17 protein-coding genes are annotated in these 14926 nt (G+C 62.9%); 10 read left to right on the top strand and 7 right to left on the bottom strand.

Annotation, left to right across the window (positions count from 1 at the left end):
- The first annotated feature begins 257 nt into the window (after window positions 1-257).
- From F6S08_RS13970 to F6S08_RS13960, 3 genes are all read left to right on the top strand, one after another.
- Complete coding sequence (locus F6S08_RS13970; RefSeq protein WP_315871753.1) at window positions 258-878, top strand: LysE family translocator; 621 nt, start codon at window positions 258-260, stop codon at window positions 876-878.
- Window positions 879-1011: 133 nt separating this feature from the next.
- The gene (locus tag F6S08_RS13965) at window positions 1012-1947 is read left to right on the top strand and encodes an EamA family transporter (protein WP_409999760.1); all 936 of its coding nucleotides are present in this window, start codon (window positions 1012-1014) and stop codon (window positions 1945-1947) included.
- A 148-nt stretch (window positions 1948-2095) separates the two neighbouring features.
- The gene (locus tag F6S08_RS13960) at window positions 2096-3433 is read left to right on the top strand and encodes an MFS transporter (RefSeq protein ID WP_074846931.1); all 1338 of its coding nucleotides are present in this window, start codon (window positions 2096-2098) and stop codon (window positions 3431-3433) included.
- A gap of 124 nt (window positions 3434-3557) precedes the next feature.
- Here the strand turns inward: F6S08_RS13960 and F6S08_RS13955 are convergent, their stop codons facing one another.
- The 3 genes from F6S08_RS13955 to F6S08_RS13945 form a co-directional block, all read right to left on the bottom strand.
- Entirely contained in the window at window positions 3558-4055 is a 498-nt protein-coding gene (locus F6S08_RS13955) for a DUF2269 family protein (protein ID WP_137212573.1), read from the bottom strand.
- Between the two features lie 3 nt (window positions 4056-4058).
- Window positions 4059-5186, bottom strand: coding sequence for a saccharopine dehydrogenase family protein (locus F6S08_RS13950; RefSeq protein ID WP_065928076.1), 1128 nt, complete (start codon window positions 5184-5186; stop codon window positions 4059-4061).
- 130 nt (window positions 5187-5316) lie between these two features.
- A complete protein-coding gene (locus F6S08_RS13945) occupies window positions 5317-6723 on the bottom strand; it encodes an XAC2610-related protein (protein ID WP_074846932.1) in 1407 nt (468 codons plus the stop codon).
- A 128-nt stretch (window positions 6724-6851) separates the two neighbouring features.
- Here F6S08_RS13945 and F6S08_RS13940 point away from each other — a divergent pair, with 128 nt between their 5' ends.
- A complete protein-coding gene (locus tag F6S08_RS13940; protein ID WP_315871752.1) occupies window positions 6852-7415 on the top strand; it encodes a cysteine hydrolase family protein in 564 nt (187 codons plus the stop codon).
- Here F6S08_RS13940 and F6S08_RS13935 read toward each other — a convergent pair.
- Window positions 7405-7860 (bottom strand): NUDIX hydrolase, encoded by a 456-nt coding sequence (locus F6S08_RS13935; RefSeq protein ID WP_065948274.1) that lies wholly within the window; start codon window positions 7858-7860, stop codon window positions 7405-7407. The genes F6S08_RS13940 and F6S08_RS13935 overlap by 11 nt on opposite strands.
- Window positions 7853-8503 carry a TetR/AcrR family transcriptional regulator gene (locus F6S08_RS13930; RefSeq protein ID WP_315871751.1) on the bottom strand — a complete coding sequence of 217 codons (651 nt, stop codon included), beginning with the start codon at window positions 8501-8503 and terminating at the stop codon, window positions 7853-7855. The genes F6S08_RS13935 and F6S08_RS13930 overlap by 8 nt, the downstream gene beginning before the upstream one ends.
- Window positions 8504-8575: 72 nt before the next feature.
- Here F6S08_RS13930 and F6S08_RS13925 point away from each other — a divergent pair, with 72 nt between their 5' ends.
- Entirely contained in the window at window positions 8576-9442 is an 867-nt protein-coding gene (locus F6S08_RS13925; RefSeq protein ID WP_065942111.1) for an aldo/keto reductase family oxidoreductase, read from the top strand.
- Between the two features lie 5 nt (window positions 9443-9447).
- Here the strand turns inward: F6S08_RS13925 and F6S08_RS13920 are convergent, their stop codons facing one another.
- Window positions 9448-9879 carry an HIT family protein gene (locus tag F6S08_RS13920; RefSeq protein ID WP_315871750.1) on the bottom strand — a complete coding sequence of 144 codons (432 nt, stop codon included), beginning with the start codon at window positions 9877-9879 and terminating at the stop codon, window positions 9448-9450.
- Window positions 9880-9953: 74 nt separating this feature from the next.
- Here F6S08_RS13920 and F6S08_RS13915 point away from each other — a divergent pair, with 74 nt between their 5' ends.
- Window positions 9954-10631, top strand: coding sequence for an aspartate/glutamate racemase family protein (locus tag F6S08_RS13915; RefSeq protein ID WP_315871749.1), 678 nt, complete (start codon window positions 9954-9956; stop codon window positions 10629-10631).
- On the opposite strand, the gene F6S08_RS13910 is transcribed toward F6S08_RS13915, so the two are convergent.
- Window positions 10588-11280, bottom strand: coding sequence for a glutathione S-transferase (locus tag F6S08_RS13910; RefSeq protein ID WP_315871748.1), 693 nt, complete (start codon window positions 11278-11280; stop codon window positions 10588-10590). The genes F6S08_RS13915 and F6S08_RS13910 overlap by 44 nt on opposite strands.
- 139 nt (window positions 11281-11419) lie before the next feature.
- Between F6S08_RS13910 and F6S08_RS13905 the strand changes: the two genes are divergently transcribed.
- The 4 genes from F6S08_RS13905 to F6S08_RS13890 all read left to right on the top strand — a co-directional run bounded on the left by F6S08_RS13905 (window position 11420) and on the right by F6S08_RS13890 (window position 14912).
- On the top strand, window positions 11420-11983 hold the full coding sequence (locus F6S08_RS13905; protein ID WP_315871747.1) for a TetR/AcrR family transcriptional regulator: 564 nt from the start codon (window positions 11420-11422) through the stop codon (window positions 11981-11983).
- Window positions 11984-12185: 202 nt separating this feature from the next.
- Complete coding sequence (locus F6S08_RS13900; protein ID WP_315871746.1) at window positions 12186-13241, top strand: AMP-binding protein; 1056 nt, start codon at window positions 12186-12188, stop codon at window positions 13239-13241.
- 10 nt (window positions 13242-13251) lie between these two features.
- On the top strand, window positions 13252-14028 hold the full coding sequence (locus F6S08_RS13895) for an ABC transporter ATP-binding protein (protein WP_065928065.1): 777 nt from the start codon (window positions 13252-13254) through the stop codon (window positions 14026-14028).
- Between the two features lie 2 nt (window positions 14029-14030).
- Window positions 14031-14912: a branched-chain amino acid ABC transporter permease gene (locus F6S08_RS13890; RefSeq protein ID WP_065928064.1), complete on the top strand. Its 882-nt coding sequence runs from the start codon at window positions 14031-14033 to the stop codon at window positions 14910-14912.
- Window positions 14913-14926 lie beyond the last annotated feature (14 nt).

The following is a 14926-nucleotide window of genomic DNA, read 5'->3' as shown; positions in this document are numbered from 1 at the left end:
GCGAAGCGGCCCCAATCAAGATCACTGTGTTCCATCAGACAAGCCGCAGTGCCTGGTTTTGGGGCTGCTTCGCAGCCCAGCGCGGGGCAAGCCCGCTCACCACAACAAGCCCGGTCACTCACAACAGGCCTGCTCACCATAGTAAGCCTGCTCACCACTACAAGCCGGCTTGCCACAACAAGCCCGCTCGCAACAAGATAACCACTCATGCCAAGCTTGGGTTAACGTCCACTCATCCCTCTGCATGAAGCCCGCTCATGTCCATCGCCGAGAACCTCATCGCCTTCACCTTCGCCGCCACCCTGCTGACCCTCACGCCCGGGCTCGACACCGCCTTGGTCCTGCGCACCGCCACGGTGGAAGGCAAGCGCCAGGCGCTGCAGGCCACGCTGGGCATCAACGCGGGTTGCCTGGTGTGGGGCGCCGCGGTTGCCTTTGGCCTGGGCGCGTTGATCGCGGTGTCGGAGATGGCGTTCAACCTGCTCAAGTACTGCGGCGCGGCTTACCTGGCCTGGCTGGGGCTGAACATGCTGGTGTGTCCGCGCCGCTCATTGGCACCCGCTTCAGCCGATGGCAAGCCCGGCGGCAACTGGTTTATCAAGGGCATGCTGGGCAATGTGCTGAACCCCAAGGTGGGGATTTTCTACGTGTCGTTCCTGCCGCAATTTATCCCCCAAGGGCATTCGCTGATTGCCTGGACCTTCGGCCTGGTGAGCATCCATGTGTTGCTCGGACTGTTGTGGTCGCTGGTATTGATCGGCGCCACGCAGTCGCTGTCCGGGTTCCTGCGCCGCGAAAAGGTCATCCAGTGGATGGATCGCACCACCGGTGTGATCTTCTTGCTGTTTGCCGCAAAGCTCGCGCTCAGCAAGCGCTGAGTTTTTTCCAGACCAAATCCCTCCTTGCTCCCTCGGCGTAAACACGCTACAAATCACCCGGTCGCGAAGTTGTACGACAACCTAAAAATAAATCGCCATCCCCGACGATGGCGCCAACCGCCCGAGCCCCAGCATGACTCCGCCTGCCCCGACGCAAACTGCCCCCGCCCTGTTCTCCCGCCCCATTGCCGTGTTGATTCTGCTCTGCATGGGCTGTGCCTTCGCCGGCAATCACATCGCCGCTCGGGTCGCCTTCGATGATGGCGCCGGTGTGCTGTTGGCCATTCTGCTGCGCTCGGGTGGCACCTTGCTGGTGCTGGCGGTGCTGGTACTGTGGCAACGCCAAAACCTGCGCCTGCCCGCAGGTGCATGGCGCTGGCAAGTGCTGCTGGGCCTGCTTATCACTACCCAGAGCCTGTGCCTCTACTCCGCAGTGGCCCGCGTGCCGGTGGCGCTGGCGCTGCTGGTGGGCAACGTGTTCCCGATTCTGCTTGCCCTGCTCACCTGGGCATTCGGCGGCCCACGTCCGACGGCGCGCACCGCCTTGCTGATGGGCTTGATCCTGGTGGGCCTGGTGTTTGTGCTGGACGTACCCGGCCGCCTCTCAGGCAGTGCCGATATCGGCCCGCAATGGCTGCTCGGCGTCGGCCTGGCCTTCTGCGCCGCGTTCGTGTTCGCCTGCGCGCTGTGGATCACCGACCACAAGTTGTCCCAGGTACGCGGCTCCGTGCGCAGCCTGCTGACCATCTTCATCGTATTCAGCAGTGTCAACCTCGCCGGCCTCAGCGGCGCCCTTCCCGGCGGCCTGAACCCGCCGGCCACGGGTACCGGCTGGCTGGCACTCGCAACGTTGGTGGTGCTGTACGGCACCGGTTTTATCGTGCTGTTCATGTCGGTCCCGCGCCTGGACATGCCGCGCAATGCGCCGGTCATGAACATTGAGCCGCTGGCGACGTTGCTGATGGGCTGGATCGTGCTCGATCAAATGCTCAGCGCCGGCCAGATAGTCGGCGGCGTCATCGTGGTGACCGGGATTGTGCTGCTGACCTATCGCAAGTCTGCCCGGTAACGATAAATCCCCGCCTGACCTGGCCCAATTCCTGCCTCCCCAATCCCACCCGGTCGCTACTGACTACGCGGACGACTCTTTTGAGCCCGGCCGCCCAACACCCTCCCCGGATAATCCAGCATCCCCGACCCCTTTCGAGGCCTTCCCCATGACGAGCCCCTCCACCGAACAGGTAAGCCCCCAAACCCTGCGCAAGGTCATCATCGCCGCCGGTATCGGTAACTTCGTCGAATGGTTTGACTTCGCCGTGTACGGCTTCCTCGCCACCACCATCGCCCAACAGTTCTTCCCCAGCGGCGATGCCAGCGCGGCCTTGCTCAAAACCTTCGCGGTGTTCGCCGTCGCCTTCGCCTTCCGGCCCCTGGGCGGGATTTTCTTCGGCATGCTCGGCGACCGTATCGGGCGCAAGCGCACCCTGGCCATGACCATCCTGCTGATGGCCGGCGCCACCACCTTGATCGGCCTGCTGCCCACCTACGCCGCCATCGGCGTCACGGCGCCGATCCTGTTGTCGCTGATCCGCTGTGCCCAGGGTTTCTCCGCCGGCGGCGAATACGCCGGTGCCTGTGCCTACCTGATGGAGCACGCGCCCCGGGACAAACGCGCCTGGTACGGCAGCTTCGTGCCGGTGTCGACGTTCTCCGCCTTCGCCGCCGCCGCCGTGGTGGCGTACGCCCTTGAAGCGTCGTTGTCCGCCGAGGCCATGGGCAATTGGGGTTGGCGCCTGCCGTTCCTGATCGCCGCGCCGCTGGGCCTGGTGGGCCTTTACCTGCGCTGGAAGCTGGATGAGACGCCCGCCTTCCAGGCCGTGAAGCAGGAGCACGCGGTGGCCCACTCGCCACTCAAGGAAACCTTGCGCAACCATGGTGCGGCGATCTGCTGCCTGGGCGCTTTTGTGTCACTGACGGCGCTGTCGTTTTATATGTTCACCACCTACTTCGCGACGTACCTGCAAGTGGCCGGTGGGCTGAGTCGGGCGATGGCGTTGCTGGTGTCGCTGATCGCGTTGATCTTCGCCGCGGCGATTTGCCCGCTGGCGGGGCTGTATTCGGATCGCGTGGGGCGTCGGGTCACGGTGATGACGGCGTGCGTGTTGTTGATGGTGGTGGTGTATCCGTCGTTCCTGATGGCCAGTTCCGGTTCGTTCACGGCGTCAATTGTCGGGGTGATGTTGCTGGCGGTCGGCGCAGTACTGTGTGGTGTGGTGACGGCGGCGTTGCTGTCGGAGACCTTTCCGACCCGCACGCGTTATACCGCTTCGGCGATTACCTACAACATGGCGTATACGATCTTCGGCGGCACCGCGCCACTGATGGCCACGTGGTTGATCAGCACCACCGGCAGCAACCTGTCACCGGCGTTCTACCTGATTGCCGTGGCATTGCTGGCGTTGGCGGGCGGGTTGGCGTTGCCGGAGACGTCGAGGATTTCCCTGCACGACGTGGGCGCAGAGGACAAAAGCCCGGCGCCGCTGCTCTCGCGTTAAGCACCCACACCGTCCAAACCGTAGCAGCGGCCGACGCATGAGCAGCGCTTTTTGAAGGGGCCGCTATGAACACAGCGGTATGCATCGTTGCACCGGTTTGGGATGCCAAGCCTTGAGCGGGCACTCAGCCCCCCGCCAACAGCCCGACCAACTGCCACGGCGTCATCTTCGTCACCATGATCATCACGATCACAAACATCCCCAGGAAGCCGAAGACGCCCAGCCAGAACCATTGCCGGTACACACCACGGAATCCATCATCCAGCACCGTGTCGGTCTCGACCGCCCGCGAGGCCATCTGCTGCAAGCGCTTCTGCAGTACCAGCACCGGCAGCCACAGCGAGCCCACGCAGAGGAAGATGATCAACGCGGTCAGTACCCATTCCGTGGTCACAGACAGCCCGGCAAGCTGGATCAGCAGCAAGCCCGTGATGATCTGAATAACGCCCGCCGGCGTGGTAATCCAGGTATCAAACCGTACGACCATGCGCGCCACATGGGCGATCACTTGCGGGTTGGCCGTGCGACTGGCGGCGATCAGGTAGAGGTACGAGCCCATGCCGAAGCCGAACAGGAAAATCGCCGCGATGATGTGCAGGTACTTCAGGCACAAGTAGAGCATCCGTCAGGCCTGCCCGTCAGAGAAGCGCACCGTCAGGCTCAGCTTCGTCGGTTCGTTGATGGCGGCCATGTATTCGTCGACGCTGATTTCGCCTACGCACGGGCGGGCACCGGGCTCGGGCACGTAACCGTGGGCCATTTTGGTGGCAAGGGCAACGGCTGCACAGCTGGGGATTTCCGGGCCCTTGTCGTCCAGGGCCGTGAGTTGCACCGCCAGGGACAGCGGCTGACCGTGCATGCCCAGGCCTTGCACGTCGATGTACATCGCGCTTTTGCCATCACCCAATCGTTCGAACCAGGTGCCCAGGCGATGCAGTCTGGCGGCCCATGCAAGGTGGTCGCGCACAATGCCCATGCGTAGCGCTTGCGCCAGCAGATAATTGGCGACACCGCCCAGTTTGAGCCCCGCACCGGCCTTGAAGCGCAAGGTATGGGCGCCATAACGACCAGCGAATATATCCATGTCGGGCACGTCCACATTGGCCAGCACCCGCGTGCCGAGCTGGGGCATCCTGCGCAGGGTCAGGTCCTGCCAGCCCAGCACTTCGTGCACCTGGCCCTGCTTGAGTTGCTTGATCGGTTTTCCCGCGTAGGCAAGCACACCTTCGATGGTCGACAGCCCCGGCATCTTCGCCGAAGAGGAAATGCCATGCTCGATGGTGTCGATGCGCGTAAAGCGATCGCGGTACTGATCGATGATGGCGGACGACAACGTCGGTACAGAGCTGCAACCGCTGAGGACGGCCACGCTCGCCTGCCGGGCTTTCGCATCCAGCACGCCGACGCCATTGACGAAGGTCCGGCAATCCGACAGGTCGCAGTAGTTCACGCCCGCGTCGATGCAGTGCTGGGCGACGGCATAGGATTGCCCCTGGAACGGGCCGCCGGTGTGGATCACCAACTGGATGTCCATCGACTGCAAGACGCCAGCGAACCCGGCCGCCATGGCATCGCCGCACCAGCTTTCGCACACGCGGCCGGAGGATGTTTTCAACGCATCGACTTTGCCCTGCAACTTGTGTGGGTGGCGGCCCGAGACCACCAGTTCAATGCCCGGCGCGCCCGCCAGGTGCTGGCAAATGATGCTGCCAAAGTTGCCGTAGCCGCCGATCACCATCACCCTGAGTGCCATTGCATGCTTCCCTGATCAATCAATTGTGCGCGGGGCCTGAGACAGGCCAGCAGCTGAAACGGCTAAAGATACCCGATTTGCTTAATCGCCTGAGCCAGGATCGACACTCAGGCAGCATTGCTCCCAAGCCTCAGGGCTGCTTACGATAAAACCCGGTCAGGTAGTCCTGGCTGTCCGGCGCCGAGTTGTGCTCGATCACCGCAAAGCCCTTCACCAGTTGGATGTGATACGGCCCGGCCCGAGGAGGCGCCTGGGGTGCGCGCACGATGATCAGGTTTTCGGTTTCCATCGGCACGCTTTGGTGCGTAGTGATGATGATCTTGTCGGTGCCGGTGTCTTTGAGCGTCACGCTGAGTTCCGCCACTTCCCGGCCCTGGGCGTCGCGTTCGGGAAGGATTTTCAGGTCCAGGTCACCGTCGCGGCCGAGGAAGTCATCGCGCATCTGGTAATGGCCATCGCGCTGGTCGCGGGCCACGTCGCCGAGCTTGTCGTACTCAGGCTCCCGGTCCTGCCTGTGCAGTTGAATCTGCAGCTCGGGCTGGTCGCCCTTGGCGCCACTGACCCAGGTGCCCGCGTAGGCATAGGGTTCGACGGTTTCCCGCGTGATGCGCCAGATGCCGGTTTGACGGCCATCATCGGCATATTCGTGCAGGTAGATAAACGACTGGTCGCCGTACTCACCCTGGTCGCCCACCAGCTTGATCGGCTTGCCGCTGCCGCTTTTGGTGTAGCGCAACTCACCGATCAGCACCGCGCCTTGTTGCTGGTACCAGAGCTGCACCGGGATCTTGCCGTTGAGGGTGCCGGTCAGGAACTCGGGGTCTTCGTTGACCGGCCCTTCCAGCCTGGGCGTTTCCAGCCACTGGCCGTCCTTCCACTCACCGGTGGTGCGCAGCATGTAGCCGCTGGGCATGCTGTTGTTGGCGTCATCGTCCGTCGCCGGCACTTCTGCCTGGGTGTACGCGCTGAGTCGCACCAGTTTGCCATCGCGCATCTGATAGCGGCTGGCGCGGGTCCAGCAGCAACCCCGGTCGGTCTGCGAATGGATAATGCCGTCCTTGGGATTGATCGAAAACATCCCGCCGGAGGTCTCGTTGGCGAGGTCGGTCAAGGGGCCATTCAGCACCCAGCGGGACGTGTGCGGGTCTTGCAGATACACGTCGTAACTGGACTGGAAGTCCTTATCCGCACCGGTGCCATTGCGGATCGCCAGGTCCTGGCGGCCATCCTGGTTGATATCGGCGAAGTACACCACGCCGTTCTCCCCCATCAGGCGCCAGTCCACGGTTCTGCCTTGCTGGTCCAGCGGCACCTGGGCATCCGGGGTCTGCAATTGCTGAAGGATTTCAAGGGAGCGTTTGTCGCGCAGGGTGATGAGCGCCGGCGCCAGGTGCTGCAAGTCCTGCGGCACCTCCGGGAACAACACTTCGACCAGGTATTGACCACTGGGGTCATTGACCGAGAACGAACGGGGCTCGGCCATGACGGGAGCGGCCAGGGCCAGGGAGAGGAGTACACCGCTGAGTCGCGTACGCATCCAACGCATCCTTGCTGAAATTCGGGGGCGGCAGTGTAAAGGCAAATGGCGAAGGCATCGAACAAATCGCTGTTTAGGCGCACTCAATGGCTGCTATGTTTTGTGCCTCACAAGCCAAAGGATGTGCCATGGCCCCCCTAGCCACAAACGCTGCACTGGTGCTCATCGACATGCAGCAGGGCATGAACGACCCCAAGCTCGGGCGCCGCAATAATCCGCAGGCCGAGCAGCAGTTGCAGCAGTTGCTCGGCGCCTGGCGGCAGTCGGGGCGACCTGTGGTGCACGTCAGGCACATCTCCCGTACCCCCGGTTCGGTATTCTGGCCGGGCCAGCCGGGCTGCGAATTTCAGCCTGGGCTGCAACCACTGGCCCACGAACACGTGGTGGAAAAGAACGTACCCTGTGCCTTCATCGCCACCGGGCTGGAACGCTGGCTGCACGCGCGTTCGATCAAGCAACTGGTGATCGCCGGGGTGATCACCAACAACTCCGTCGAAGCAACGGCACGCACAGGCGGCAACCTGGGCTTTGACGTGCTCGTCGCCGCAGACGCCTGCTACACCTTCGATCAAACCGATTTGTCCGGGCGCCTGTGGCCGGCCGAGGACGTGCACGCACTGTCGCTGAGCAACCTGGCCATGGACTATGCCAGGGTGGTCGAGACGGCCGGGATTCTCGGCGCTATGCGCTGAACACGCCGGCTTGCACCAGCATGTCAACCAGCGCTTCGGGCCAGACCGTTTCCTCGGTGGCACGCAACGCCTGGGCCGACCACCACTGATGGTCCGCCATCACCTGGGTTTCTTCCAGCGTCCACTCAGCCCTGGACAGTTCGGTGTTGGCGGTGTGGACCACAAAGTAGTGCTCGACGGCCGACACCGTTTCACCGCTGGGCAGCATCAGCGCAAATCGGCGATCCGCGATGGGCGCTGCAACGGCCTGCACCTGGATACCGGTTTCCTCGCACAGCTCACGGATGGCAGCAGCCTCGAAAGTCTCCCCCGGTTCGACACCGCCGCCAGGGGTAGCCCAGTAATTTTGACCGGCCAGCGCGCCGTCTTTATGGATGAACCTGAAGAGCAGTACTTCATGCGCGGGGTTGATAACCAGCAGTCGTGCAGCCTTTCGTTCACGCATGGGTCTTCCTTGGGGTCGGAGGTTGATGAGCCTGCAGATACGCCCTCAGCATCAAGGTGGTTTGCTGCTCCAGCGCAGCCTCGAACGCAGGCGCGGCGTTCCCCTCAAGCAGGGTGCGCACCGGGCCGACGATGGCACTCAGCGAGATCGCCGCGACCAGGCCAGGGTCGTCAAAGTGGGCGTCGGACGCCGTTGCCAGCATGGCTGCAATCGCGCCCACCATGCGCAGGTTGATACGTGCGACCAACTCCGGCCCGCCGCGTTCGGCTGCGATCGCATACAGCGCCTTGGATACCGCCTGTTCGCGCAATTTTGCGGTGAGTAATGCCTTGACCAGGCCGCCCGCCATCTCCGCAACCGACGCGCCCTGAAGCCCGGAGCACGCCAGCTTGACGCTATCGGCCACGCGCACCAGGTGTTTTTCCAGAATGGCGGCGAGCAACGCATCGCGATTTGGGTAGTACTGGTAGAGACTGCCCACCGACATTCCCGCGCGCTCCGCCACCCGCGTAGTGGTGCAGCGCACCAGACCCTGCTGGGTCAAAACCTGAAGGGTTGCCTCATGCAATGCTTCGACGGTTGCCGCAGAGCGTGCTTGAACCGCTGATTTTCTTGGTTTCAATGACGCTTTGACGGTGCTCATGGAATGCGAATTCCAAAATCTGAAGGATCCTTCATATTAGGGCCTTATTCAGTTCAAGCAAGAGCAGCAGTCATGAGCAACCTGGCAAGCAGCGGCACCTTCACCCTTGGCGACCATAAGGTCAACCGCATCGGCTACGGCACAATGCAACTGGCTGGGCCGGGTGTATTCGGCCCGCCCAAGGACCGGGATGCGGCCCTGGCGGTACTGCGTGAGGCCGTCGCAGCCGGTGTGAACCATATCGATACCAGCGATTTCTACGGACCGCACGTCACCAACCAAATTATCCGCGAGGCGCTGCATCCTTACCGGGACGACCTCACGATCGTCACCAAGATCGGCGCCCGTCGCGACGATCAAGGTGGATGGCATGGCGCAGCATCGAAGGCGGAACTGACCCAGGCCGTGCATGACAACTTGCGTAACCTGGGCCTGGACGTGCTGGATGTGGTCAATTTCCGTTGTACCCACAACCTGATGGGCACGGCAGAAGGCTCGATCGCAGCGCCCCTGGCCGCACTCGCCGAACTGCAACAGCAGGGCCTGGTACGCCATATCGGCATCAGCAACGTCACGCCGACGCAAGTGGCCGAAGCCCGTGGCCTGATTGAGTTCGTCTGCGTGCAGAACCTGTACAACATCGCCCACCAACACGACAACGCCTTGATCGATGAGCTGGCCAGGGACGGCATCGCCTATGTACCGTTCTTCCCCCTAGGCGGATTTACCCCGGTCCAATCATCGACACTGACTAACGTTGCCCAGCGCCTGGGCGTAACGCCAAAGCAACTGGCCCTGGCGTGGTTGCTGCGTCGCTCAGCGAATATCCTGCTGATTCCGGGGACCTCATCGGTCGCTCATTTGCGAGAAAACCTCGCCGTAGCCGAACTGGACCTGACGGACGACGTGCTGGCAGAACTGAACGACATCGCAGGGTAAACGCATCAGCCTGCCAGTAATTGCGCGATAGCCTTACGCAGATCCCCATGCACGTCTTCCGCGTACGGCAACGCATTTTTCCAGTCATAAAACCAGACGGGCATCTTGCGCTTGTCATCCGGCTCCGAGGCGTAGCGCGGAAAAATATGGCAATGCAACTCCGGCTCCGAATTGCCCAGGATCTCGTAGTTAACGCGCGACGCACCGCTGGCTTGCAGCACCGCGTCGCCGATGCGCGCCATGTCGAGCAGGTAGATCGCGCGGGCGTCGGCATCCAGGTCGTTCAGGCTGGCGACCACAGGGTCGGGCAATAGCAGGCAGTAGCCAGGCAGGAATTGCACATCGCCCATCACTGCCCAACCTGAGGGCATGCGACAGATGATCTTGTGGTTGATGCCGTTGCGGGCCTGTTCTACGCGTTCCATGATCAGCGGCATACCCTGTCCTTGCGTTAGGTGAGTGCGGGCTGCATCTTAACCATCGTCGACATTTTCAGCACTGGAAACAGCCCATGCGCATCGCCTGCCTTCATACCGCAGCCAGCAATATCAGCGTGTTTGAAACCGCCGCGAAAGCACTGGGTATCGGCGCTGGTGTGCTACGCCATGAAGTGCGCGCCGACCTGTTGGCTGCTGCCGAAAACGCCGGTCATCTGAGCGCCGACATCTGCGCATCCACCGCATCAGCCCTGCTTGCACTGGCTGAACAGGCCGACGCCGTGGTGCTCACCTGTTCGACCCTGGGTCCGGTCGTTGAAGGTATCTCCAGCAGTGTCCCGATCCTGAGGACAGGCGAAGCGCTGGCCGCCTCGGCGGTGCAGGCTGGCGGAAAAATTGCGGTGCTGTGCGCGGTGGAAACCACCCTCGAACCGACCGCGCGGCTGTTTCACAAGGCCGCGCTGCAATCGAACGCGGTCGTCGAAGTGCGGCTGGTTCCGGGGGCATGGCGCTTGTTCAAGGCGGGTGACATCGACGGCTACCTGGCGACAATCGCCAAAGCTGCCGATGCCACCTATAGGGATGGAATGACACGGGTTGCGCTGGGCCAGGCGTCGATGAGCGCGGCCGCCGTGCAGGTAACGGCCGGCCCGCTGCCCCTCACCAGCGCAGCGGCCGGGCTGGCGGCAGCTATGCGGGCCGTTGCCCTCAGTGCGGTTGTGCAACCATTGCACGCCAGGCTTGAACGCTAGGTCGCTCGTTGACCCTGGCCTGCCAGGCGCGCAGGGCTTCACACGTCTGCGGCAGCGGCAATTGCACCAGGTCCGCGAAGATCATGCCGCCGAGTAACGCGATATCGGCCATTGAGAAGGCATCGCCGGCCACAAAGGCCCGGCTCTTGAGCACGTTATCGAAATAGTGCATCCCCCTGACCGCCTTGTCCCGCATGCGCATGCCCCATTCGGCGTTCTGATAAAGCTCTACCTCAGGCCCAAGCCCAGGGGTGGCATGATGGAAATACACGCTGACCGCATCCATCAATTCAATCTCTGCGCGCTTGGTCATCATGTGGATCAAGCCTTGCTCGGTCGGCGTCCTGCCGGTGAGGGTCGGGTTGCCATCGAGCGTGTCCAGGTACTGGGTGATAGCCGTGCATTCAGCGATGAACGTGCCGTCTTCCAGTTGCAGCACTGGCAGGGTGCCGGAGTAGTTGAGGGCCAGGAACTCAGGTTGTTTGTGCTCCCCTTTCCAGAGGTTGACCGACACGAACTCAACGCGCGGCAACAGATCTTTCTCGGCCAGCGCGATACGAACACGCGCTGGATAGGGGCCGTTGTACCAATCATAAATCCGCATCAACTGAGGTTGGGATACGTCGGGTTGTGGTTGTTGGAACGTCATGATCTGCTCGCCTACCTGTCAAATGGTAGGTAAAGACTGAAGGCATTATTTCAAGCCGTCAAGCATTACCTACCAGTTGGCAGGTAAAACCTTATCAGCGTAGAATTCGCCCCTCCCCCCACTGAAGAGCAATCCCCACGTGAGTGAAAATGCCCGCGAAGCGATTCTGGAAGCCGCCAGACTCGCCGCTCAGCACTACGGCTACAGTGGCATCAACTTCCGCAGCATCGGCGAAACGGTGGGGATCAAGAACGCCAGTATCTATTACCACTTCCCGAGCAAAGCCGATCTCGGCGCGGCCGTCGCCAGGCGCTATTGGGAAGACGCCGCCAGCGCCCTCGCGGCGATACGCAGCGAGAACCCGGATCCGCTGCAATGCCTGCGTGCTTATCCGAGCATCTTTCGAAAATCACTCGAAGACGGCAACCGCTTGTGCCTGTCCAGTTTTATGGCGGCCGAATATCAGGACCTGCCGGAGCCGGTGAAGGAAGAGATACTGACGTTTGCCAATATCAACGTAGCCTGGCTGGCGGCGCTGCTTGCCGAGATCGAACCCGGCAATACAGAGGCCTGCGAGCGTCGCGCGCGTGCCATCTACACCGCCATTGCCGGCGCGCAGTTGATTGCTCGCACCCGGGCCGATCTCGGTTTGTACGACGAACTGGTCCAGAGTTATCGGGACGCGGGGCTTATCCCGGCGTGACAAGCTGGAGCCCTGCCGGCGACAGGTAGCGCTCCAGCAATGGCCCCATCGCTGTTGGCCCAACAACACTGCTTGGACAGCCTGTGCTGAATCAACACACGCCTCCTCCCCCAAAAATCCACATATCCCCTTGAAATAAAAGCATTTAATCCTCTGGCATGACGCGTGCAATTGCCTTCGCATACTGACGAAGGATACCCCCATGCCCCAGACACTGCCCCAGGCGCTGTTGCGCCAAGCCCACACCCGAGGGTCGGCGATTGCCTTGCGCTTCAAGCGCCTGGGTATCTGGCACGAGCGCAGCTGGAGCGCGGTGGCTGACGAGGTCAGCCAGCTCGCCGCCGCCTTGCATCAGCGCCGCTTCGGGCCTGACGATAACCTGTTGATCCTCAGCCAGGCGCGCCCCGAAGCGTTGCTGCTGGCGCTGGCCGCGCAATGGCTGGGCGCCAACGTCACGTTGCTCGACCCGGACCGCGACAACCGGGCGCTGCTGGCCGGGCTGCGACCGCGCTTTGTGCTCGTGCAGGACCTGGAAGCGCTGCAACAACTCGGTGAACGCGGGGTGGTGGTGTTTCTTGACGGGCGTGGCCTGAGCCAGTTCGCAGACGCCGATTTGATCGACTATGCCGAGCTGCGTGCCGATGCACCGCCACCCGCCCACGCCCCGCAGCCGAACGACACCGCCTTCGTCTTTCATGCCGACACCTCCCTGCACTTGACCCATGGGCAACTGCTCGCGGGCGCCCGAACGCTGGTCGACCGCGAACACCTCGGCGCCGACGACGAAGCCCTCGCCGCACGGGTGTTTGCCGCCAGCGGGCAGGCACGCTACCTGCTCGCGCCCTGGCTGCACGCCGGCTTTCGGCTGAACTTCCCCGAGGCCCTCGCCACCCGCGACACCGACCGCCGCGAGCTGGGCCCGACCCTGGTGCTGGGCACCCGCGAATCCTATGGGCGCCTGGAGCAATGGGTGCGTGAACGCCTGCCACTGCCGGGCAGCTTCAGCCATCGTTTATACGACTGGGCCATGCAGCCGACCCCCTCCCCCGTGCGCCGCTGGCTGGGCCATTGGCTGGTGCGTCGGCCGTTGCTGGATGTGCTGGGCATGAGCCGCCTGCGCGTGCCCTTGCTGGTCGGGCCGCCACTGCATCCGGAAAGTGCCGCCTTCTTTGCGGCCCTGGGTATTCGTCCCGGCCATTGGCAAGAGCCGTCCACCCGCCACGAACCCAGCGACCACTTGCTGCCTCGATCTGCCTGACGAGCCTTCCATGCCCACACCCACTGAAGCGGTATTACTGCGGCTCGATGACATTTCCCTGTCGTTCAAGGGCATCAAGGCCATCACCTCCATCAGCTTCGAGGTCAAGGCCGGTGACATCTGCGGCCTGATCGGCCCCAACGGCGCGGGTAAAAGCTCGCTGCTCAATGTGATCAACGGGGTCTACCACCCCCAGGGCGGCAGCATCCGCTACGCCGGCCAGACCCGGCGGCGCATGCGCGCGCACCAGGCGGCCGAAGGCGGGATTGCGCGGACCTTCCAGAATATCGCGCTGTTCAAGGGCATGAGCGTGCTCGACAACGTGCTCACCGGGCGCAACCTCAAGCGCCGCAGCAGTTGGCTGGAACAGATGCTGCGCCTGGGCCGCGCGCCACGGGAGGACGACGCCCACCGCCTGCACGCGGAAAAGGTGATTGCCTTCCTGCAGATCCATCCCTGGCGCCACGTGCTGGTCGGCACCCTGCCCTATGGCCTGCAAAAACGTGTCGAGCTGGCCCGCGCCCTGGCCGCCGAACCGACCCTGCTGTTGCTGGATGAACCCATGGCCGGCATGAACGCCCAGGAGAAAGCCCAGATGAGCCAGTTCATCCGCGACATCAACCGCGAGTTCGGCACCACCGTGGTGCTGATCGAACACGACATCGGCGTGGTCATGGGCTTGTGCGACCACGTGGTGGTCCTCGACTACGGTCGCAAGATCGGCGACGGCACCCCGCAACAGGTGCGCGCCAACCCCGATGTCATCGCCGCCTACCTGGGGACCTGAGCATGGAATTTTTCTTCGAAGTGCTGATCGGCGGGCTGCTCGCGGGCGTGATGTATGCCCTGGTGGCGATTGGTTTTGTGCTGATCTACAAGGCCTCCGGCGTGTTCAATTTTGCCCAGGGCGCCATGGTGCTGTTCGCCGCGCTGACGTTTGTCAGCCTGTTGGAACGCGGCTTCCCGTTTGCCTGGGCGTTCCTGATCACCCTGGCGAGCATGGTGGTACTGGCGCTGCTGATCGAAAAAGTGGTGCTGCGGCCCTTGGTCAATCGTCCACCGATCATCCTCTTCATGGCCACCCTCGGGCTGTCCTACATGATCGAGGGCTTTGCGCAGTTCCTGTGGGGTGCGCAGGTGCACGGGCTCGACCTGGGCATCGCCGACGAGCCGCTGGAAATCCGCGGCATGCTGCTTTCGCAATTCGACCTGTTTGCCGCCGGCACCGCCGCCGCGCTGGTGATCGTGCTGTCGCTGCTGTTCAACAAGACCCGGGCGGGCCTGTCGTTGCGTGCGGTGGCCGATGACCCGCTGGCGTCCATGGCCATCGGTATTCGCCTGCCGCGCATCTGGGCGTTGGTGTGGGCGGTGGCCGGGTTCGTCGGGCTGGTGGCCGGGTTGCTCTGGGGCGCACGCCTGGGGGTGCAGTTCTCGCTCTCGCTGGTGGTGCTCAAGGCGCTGCCGGTGCTGATCATCGGCGGGTTCTCGTCCATCGGCGGGGCGATTGTCGGTGGCTTGATCATCGGCGCAGCGGAGAAGATCGCCGAGATCTACCTCGGCCCGATCATCGGCAGCGGCATCGAGAACTGGGTGCCCTACGTCCTCGCCTTGCTGTTCCTGCTGGTGCGGCCTGCCGGGTTGTTCGGCGAGCGCGCCATCGAACGGGTTTGATTGTCCTTGGGGAA

The organism is Pseudomonas sp. JV449, assembly GCF_032424295.1.
GTDB lineage: Bacteria > Pseudomonadota > Gammaproteobacteria > Pseudomonadales > Pseudomonadaceae > Aquipseudomonas > Aquipseudomonas marginalis.
Note: the sequence above shows the minus strand (reverse complement) of the source record. Positions and strands in the feature narration are given on the sequence as shown.